The organism is uncultured Dysosmobacter sp., assembly GCF_947631165.1.
In the GTDB taxonomy this organism is placed as follows: domain Bacteria; phylum Bacillota; class Clostridia; order Oscillospirales; family Oscillospiraceae; genus Oscillibacter.
Map to the genome: position 1 here is coordinate 1 of NZ_CANRKH010000077.1, position 6,272 is coordinate 6,272.

At 59.6% G+C, this 6,272-nt stretch carries 8 protein-coding genes; 6 read left to right on the plus strand and 2 right to left on the minus strand.

Annotation, left to right across the window (positions count from 1 at the left end):
* The first annotated feature begins 145 nt into the window (after nucleotides 1-145).
* The 6 genes from Q0Z69_RS16325 (at nucleotide 146) to Q0Z69_RS16350 (ending at nucleotide 4,461) form a co-directional block, all read left to right on the plus strand.
* Complete coding sequence (locus Q0Z69_RS16325) at nucleotides 146-970, plus strand: VanW family protein (protein ID WP_298035465.1); 825 nt, start codon at nucleotides 146-148, stop codon at nucleotides 968-970.
* Between the two features lie 82 nt (nucleotides 971-1,052).
* Nucleotides 1,053-1,859 carry a permease prefix domain 1-containing protein gene (locus Q0Z69_RS16330; protein WP_298035466.1) on the plus strand — a complete coding sequence of 269 codons (807 nt, stop codon included), beginning with the start codon at nucleotides 1,053-1,055 and terminating at the stop codon, nucleotides 1,857-1,859.
* Complete coding sequence (locus tag Q0Z69_RS16335) at nucleotides 1,856-2,533, plus strand: hypothetical protein (protein ID WP_298035467.1); 678 nt, start codon at nucleotides 1,856-1,858, stop codon at nucleotides 2,531-2,533. The genes Q0Z69_RS16330 and Q0Z69_RS16335 overlap by 4 nt, the downstream gene beginning before the upstream one ends.
* A 14-nt stretch (nucleotides 2,534-2,547) precedes the next feature.
* Nucleotides 2,548-2,886 carry a PadR family transcriptional regulator gene (locus Q0Z69_RS16340; RefSeq protein ID WP_298035468.1) on the plus strand — a complete coding sequence of 113 codons (339 nt, stop codon included), beginning with the start codon at nucleotides 2,548-2,550 and terminating at the stop codon, nucleotides 2,884-2,886.
* 43 nt (nucleotides 2,887-2,929) lie between these two features.
* The gene (locus Q0Z69_RS16345) at nucleotides 2,930-3,709 is read left to right on the plus strand and encodes a permease prefix domain 1-containing protein (protein WP_298035469.1); all 780 of its coding nucleotides are present in this window, start codon (nucleotides 2,930-2,932) and stop codon (nucleotides 3,707-3,709) included.
* Nucleotides 3,706-4,461 carry a hypothetical protein gene (locus Q0Z69_RS16350; RefSeq protein ID WP_298035470.1) on the plus strand — a complete coding sequence of 252 codons (756 nt, stop codon included), beginning with the start codon at nucleotides 3,706-3,708 and terminating at the stop codon, nucleotides 4,459-4,461. Before Q0Z69_RS16345 ends, Q0Z69_RS16350 begins: the two co-directional genes overlap by 4 nt.
* 253 nt (nucleotides 4,462-4,714) lie before the next feature.
* Here Q0Z69_RS16350 and Q0Z69_RS16355 read toward each other — a convergent pair whose 3' ends face one another.
* Nucleotides 4,715-6,178, minus strand: coding sequence for a pyruvate carboxylase subunit B (locus Q0Z69_RS16355; RefSeq protein ID WP_298035471.1), 1,464 nt, complete (start codon nucleotides 6,176-6,178; stop codon nucleotides 4,715-4,717).
* Nucleotides 6,179-6,191: 13 nt separating this feature from the next.
* On the minus strand, nucleotides 6,192-6,272 hold an 81-nt coding region (locus Q0Z69_RS16360), incomplete at its 5' end, for a sodium ion-translocating decarboxylase subunit beta (RefSeq protein WP_298034267.1).

The window sequence follows — 6,272 nt, forward strand, 5'->3', positions numbered from 1 at the left end:
ATACTTGGCTGGTGACGGCCCGGGAAGATAGGTAACGCCAACACACGCGGCAGTCCATACGGACTGCCGCTTCTTTTGTAACCCTTTTGAGAGGAATCGGGTGTTTTTGCATGATATACTGCTTTTGAAAGCAGGTGAAAATACGATGCACAGAAGTCAAGATCTGAGGCCGCCAATCCGACGCAGCTGGCTTCGTCTGCGGCTGGGAAAAGCGTATTATGCGGGCAAACGGTATCTGTTATGGTGCTTGCCCAAATTCCGCTGGGCCAAGGAGCGGAGGGAAGAGCGGCTGCCCTGCGTACAATTTGCCCATGCCACGCCGCTGATGCGGCAGCTTCGGGGGGAGGAAATGGAGTGGCAGAGAAACAAAGTAATAAATCTGAAGCTGGCAGTGGCGCGGCTGGATGGGCTGGTGCTGAAGCCGGGGGAGACTTTCAGCTATTGGAAACTCATCGGCAAGCCGACCCGCCGCAAGGGATATCAGGAAGGCATGGTGCTGTTCCTGGGGCGTATCGGCGGCGACATTGGCGGAGGATTATGTCAACTATCTAATCTGATCTTCTGGATGACGCTGCACACGCCGCTGACAGTGGTGGAGCGCTACCGCCATTCCCACGATGTGTTTCCCGACGCGAACCGGACACAGCCCTTCGGCAGCGGTGCCACCTGCGCCTATCCCCATCGGGACCTGATGATCCGCAACGACACGGAACAGGCTTTTCAACTGTGCCTGCAGATCGGGGAGACCCATTTGGAGGGCCAGTGGCGGGCGGTGAAGCCGCCGGGATACCGATATGAGGTCGTGGAGCGGGAGGCCCGGATCGACCAGATGTCCTGGGGTGGATATGTGCGGCACAATGCCCTGTGCCGGCTGGTGTATGATGCGGCAGGGACTTTTTTGGAGGAGCAATTTTTATACACCAATGACGCTATCATGATGTATAGTCCGCTGCTGCCGGAAAACAAGTAAAATCAGAACTTGACAAACCTCGGTCATCTATGTATATTAAACATAGATGACCGAGGTATTGCTTTGCGGGAGGTGCGAGGGCTTGACGTGTCATTTTGGGGATTGGGTCTCGGCGGTCCTGGACTGCGTTCGATTCCGGCCGGACCGGCGTGCCATCCGCAGGGAACTGGAGGCCCACTATGAGGATCATGTGAAAGATTTAGAGCGGATCGGCTATGACCATAAACTGGCGCAGGAGCGGGCGCTGGGCGCCATGGGAGATCCGGTGGAAGTGGGCCGGACACTGGACAAGGTACATAAGCCCTGGCTGGGCTGGCTGTGGCTGGCGAGCAAGTGGGGCGTTCTGATTTGCTGGGTCTTTCTGCTGCTGTCTGATCCCTTCTGGCGGCTGGACAGCCTGCGGCCTGTGCGGCGCACCGGCGACTATGAGCCAGATGGACTTTTTTCCTTCTCCGCCGGAACGCCGGAGAGGGATGATTCCATACGGATCGCCCGGGGAACAGGCGCGCAGACGGTGGAGCGGGTGGGCTATACCGTCTCTGTGCCTTACGCGGCGGTTTGGAAATGTGCCAAAGAATCTGGAGGGACCGCTTACGATGAATACTGGTCCACGGTCGTTGTGGCGGTGGATGACCACCGCTTCTGGGATCACGGCCCCAAGGGGATTTGGAGAGAACTGGAGGCGGCGGATGAGCATGCATGCGTCTACCGTACCCAGTGGGACCCGGCGGGCGGCAATTTCATCTGGGTAAGGTTTGACGCGGACCCATTCCGTGCGCTGGCCTATTTTCAGATCTGTCAATTGGAGCCGCCGGGGGAGTGGCTGGAGATCTCCTATCCCTATGGAGAGCCGTGGAGCATCCGCATCGACTGGAGGGAGGCATCATGATGAATCTGCCAAGGTGGAACCGGACGCAGAAAACCATCCGCAATCTTCTGGGAATGGCGCTGTGCCTGTTTTTGCTCCTGTGGTCCCGAGGATTTCCAGCCCGGACGCTGGAGGGCCTTGTGACACGGGCGGAGCGGCAATATTTGCTGGATGGCTCCACGTTGCTGCTGCAGACGGACTCTGTTGGCGGCGGCCATGAGCTGTACCTCTGGAACCAGGGCAGTATTTTGCAGGTCTACTATGACCATACATGGCTGGGTTATGAGCTGGACGCGGTACGGCTGTTCGACGAGGAACTGGGCGCTTTTGCCGGCGTCGACCTGGCCGCCGGAAAACAGGAGGGATATTATCCCATCCAACTCTTTGTTTTTGGCGATCTGCCGGACGCTGCCTCGGCGGAGATGGATATCACCTTGTCCTACACATCCAATCAAGTGGTCTCCACCTGCACGGCGCGGGGAGCGCGGGCGGCGGAGAACTGCTGGCGATTCGATCTGACGCGGCAGCATGGCGACGCGGACACGAGCCAACAGGCCCGGTGGGAACGGGAGATCTTTGCCGGAAGCCAAAAAGACCGGTATTCCGGGACCCTGCGGCTGTACGGCGAGAATGGGGCGCTTTTGGAGACCCGGGACATTGGGCAATTTCAGCGGACCACCATGCGGTGGGAGTGAAAAGGAGGAGCAGCATGAAGATCGACAAAAGTTTGATGACGGGAAGCACGACGCTGATGGTTTTGTCCCTGCTGAGCCGGAAGGAGATGTACGGCTATCAGATGATCACGGAGCTGGCGCGGCGTTCCGACCACACCTTTGAGTTGAAGGAGGGGACGCTGTATCCCATCCTCCACACTCTGGAGGCCGACGGGCTGGTGACCGTCCGGGAGAAGGAGGCGGAGACCGGCCGGGTACGGAAGTACTACCGCATCACCCGGAAGGGCCTGAAGGTGCTGGAGGAGAAAAAAGTGGAGTGGAACACCTTTACGGAAAAGGTCAACGCCGTGGTCTGCGGCACGTCCCCCGCGTGAGCCGATGCAGGAGGAAAAAAGCACAAAGAGGTGGTGAAGACCTGTGAAAAGTTTCTTTCGGAAGAAAAAGCCTGAGGCCGTATACTGTCAGGACTGGCGGAACTGGTGTGAGGTTGTTTTGCGGGAGGTGCGGTTCCGGCCGGACCACGAGGCTATCGCCAGGGAGCTGATGGCCCACATGGAGGATGGCAGGGCCGATCTGGAGCGGCTGGGCTATGACCGGACCCTGGCGGAGCAGCGGACACTGCGGGCCATGGGAGACCCGGCGGAGGTGGGCCGGGCGCTGGACCAGACCCACAAGCCCTGGCTGGGCTGGCTGTGGCAGGCGACCCGCATTTTGCTCCTGGCGTTGAGCCTGACAGCGGCTATGACGCTGTTTGCTGTCACTGGTCTGCCTGAGCTGGTCCAGCGGACCCGGACGGAACTGCTTTGGGAGCCGCCCGCCTCGGCGGTCTGGGCGGAGACAGAACACGCCGTGATATACGCCGCTCCCGGCGAGGTCCGGGAGGAGAACGGCCATATTACAGCGGATATCGACCTGTGGATCAAGATGCGGGATCCCCTGGCTGCCGGACAGGAGATCCAGCTGTGGGATCTCACCTGCCGGGATAACTGGGGGACTCTGGAGATCAGGGATTGGCCCAACCAACCGGAGAGCCGGTATTGGCAGCCCTTTGGCCTGGAGGATATGCCCGGAGGCTGGCAGAGGTTCCGGCAGGGTCTGGAACTGACGCTGGACCAGCCGCCCCAGTGGGCGGAGATCACCTATCCCAATGGGAGCGCGGACTGGAAGCTGCGGGTCGAATGGGGGGAGGAACCATGAGAGGATTCCGTTTGAACCGAAAGCAGAAGATCCTCCGCAATCTGCTGGTGTGCCTGCTGCTGGCGGCGGCGACCTACGCCGCCCTGGGTTTCCCGCCCTACACGGTGCGAGGGATGCTGGAGCGGACGGAGCGGCGGTATCTGCTGTCGGACCTGGAGCCGCTTTTGGTGAAGCGGGAGCGGATCGACTACAGCAATAAGCTGCTGGACACCCACGAGACATACCTGCTGGTAAAAACAGAAAATACCTACATTTTCACTAAATATACCCGGCATTTTTTGGCGGTGAAGCCGGGATACGGCGACAAGCTGAAAATGGGGCGAGATTTCCTCTGCGCGGCCCAGGGCGGATGCCTGTATCTGGCGGGGAAATTTCCAGACGCGGCCTCTGCCATAATGCAGGTGACGGCAGAAAAGACGGAGAGGTACTGCGACAAGGACCGTAATTTGATCAGGACCGAGCAAGGCCCCGCCCGGACCTTCACCTATCAGGGGGAGAGGCTGGGGGAAGAGCTGTTTGAATTCCGCTATATGGAAGAGGACGGCTTTCCTTGGGCGCTCTCGGACCTGCCGGAATCGGAATATCACCTGGGCCAGGCGGCGTATGAGTGGTATAGCACCTATGTGGAGGGCTCTGGCGGCACCGGCGTCCATCATGCGGACCTGCCGGTGACGGTGACGCTGTACGATGGAAAAGGCGAGGTCCTGGATACGCTGGACTTTACGATCAGCAACTACGAGCTGTTTCTGTAATGACTTTGCACGCCTGATAAGTTCTCTCGCGTATGCAGTTGGCGATTCAGAAATGGGCCGGGTACAGCTCTGATTTATGTTCCATACGATAACAGGAATCTGCCGGTACGGATTTTTGACGCACAGGAAACATGAAAACGGAATCATAAAAAAAGACGGTATCGAAAGATACCGTCTTTTTTGCGGTCGATTGACTGCCTATTCGGCTCCGCCGCCGCTCTGGCCGAGCATTGTGCGGGATCTTCGAAGGGACTTAGCCCTTGAACTCCACATACAGCTCCCGGACCGCATTGGGGTCCGCGGGAGCCGCCGCTTTGGGAGCGGCAGCCGGGGCAGGCGCCGCCGCGGGCTCATCGTGGGGACCGTCCCGCCAGGCCAGGAATTTGGGAGCCACCTGGGGGAACAGGGCCAGGGAGAGCACGTCCTCGTCGCTCTTGGCAACGTCTTTGAACTCTGCCCGGTACTTCTCCAGCTCTGGCTCCAGCAGGTCCGCCGGACGGCAGGTGATCACGTCCTCGGGGGCGATGCCAGCCTTGGCCCGGACCTCTTCATTCACCTGTCCGGGCAGCTTGCCGTATTCGCCCCGGAGCATGGCCTTGGACTCCTTGGTAAAGGTTTTGTACCGCTCGCCCATGATGATGTTCATCACCGCCTGAGTGCCTACGATCTGGCTGGAGGGCGTCACCAGCGGGGGATAGCCGTAATCCGCCCGGACCCGGGGGATCTCCGCCAGCACGTCGTAATACTTGTCTTCCTTTCCAGCCTGCTTCAGCTGGGAGATCAGGTTGGACAGCATGCCGCCGGGAACCTGGTACAGCAGCGTGTTGGTGTCCACGTTCAGGACCTTGGGGTCCAGGCTGCCCTGTTCCTTCAGCTTCTGGGCCACCTTGCGGAAATGGACGGCAGCCTCGCTCATCTTGGTCAGATCCAGGCCGGTGTCCCGCTCGGTGCCCTGGAGGGTCGCCACCAGGGACTCTGTGGCGGGCTGGGATGTGCCGTTGGCCAAGGGGCTGAGGGCAGTGTCCACGATGTCTACGCCAGCCATGGCGGCCATAAGATACACCATGTCGCCGGTGCCGGTGGTGTTGTGAGTGTGCAGATGGATGGGGACGGAGACAGTCTCCTTCAGCCGCTTCACCAGGGAATAGGCGTCCATGGGCAGCAGGAGGTTTGCCATGTCCTTGATGCAGATGACGTCAGCGCCCATCTGTTCCAGCTCCTTGGCCAGCTTGACGAAGTACTCCTCGTCATGGATGGGGGAGATGGTGTAGCTGAGGGTCCCTTCCACCATGCCGCCATATTTCTTGGTGGACTTGATGGCCTGTTCCAGATTCCGCACGTCGTTCAGAGCATCGAAAATACGGATGATGTCGATGCCGTTTTCAATGGACTTGCGGCAGAAGGCGTCCACCACGTCGTCGGCGTAATGCTTGTAGCCCAAGATGTTCTGGCCCCGGAACAGCATTTGCAGCTTGGTGTTGGGCAAGGCCTTCCGCAGCGCCCGCAGACGCTCCCAGGGGTCCTCGTTGAGAAAGCGCATGCAGGAATCAAAGGTGGCGCCGCCCCAGCACTCCAAGGACCAGTAGCCGATGGAGTCCAGCACCTCGCATGCGGGGAGCATATCTTCCACCCGCATGCGGGTCGCCGCCTGGGACTGATGGGCATCCCGAAGGATAGTGTCTGTGATATACAAGGGCTTCTTACTCAAAAATTCCATTCGTTACCTCCTATCAGCCGAACAAAGAGATCAGCACACCGGCCGCGATGGCGGAGCCGATGACGCCGGCCACGTTGGGACCCATGGCGTGCAT

Excerpts from the sequence above, each read along its gene's own strand:
- Q0Z69_RS16325 (WP_298035465.1), top strand. The coding sequence starts at position 146 with ATGCACAGAAGTCAAGATCTGAGGCCGCCAATCCGACGCAGCTGGCTT.
- Q0Z69_RS16335 (WP_298035467.1), top strand. The coding sequence starts at position 1,856 with ATGATGAATCTGCCAAGGTGGAACCGGACGCAGAAAACCATCCGCAAT.
- Q0Z69_RS16340 (WP_298035468.1), top strand. The coding sequence starts at position 2,548 with ATGAAGATCGACAAAAGTTTGATGACGGGAAGCACGACGCTGATGGTT.
- Q0Z69_RS16350 (WP_298035470.1), top strand. The coding sequence starts at position 3,706 with ATGAGAGGATTCCGTTTGAACCGAAAGCAGAAGATCCTCCGCAATCTG.
- Q0Z69_RS16355 (WP_298035471.1), bottom strand. The coding sequence starts at position 6,178 with ATGGAATTTTTGAGTAAGAAGCCCTTGTATATCACAGACACTATCCTT.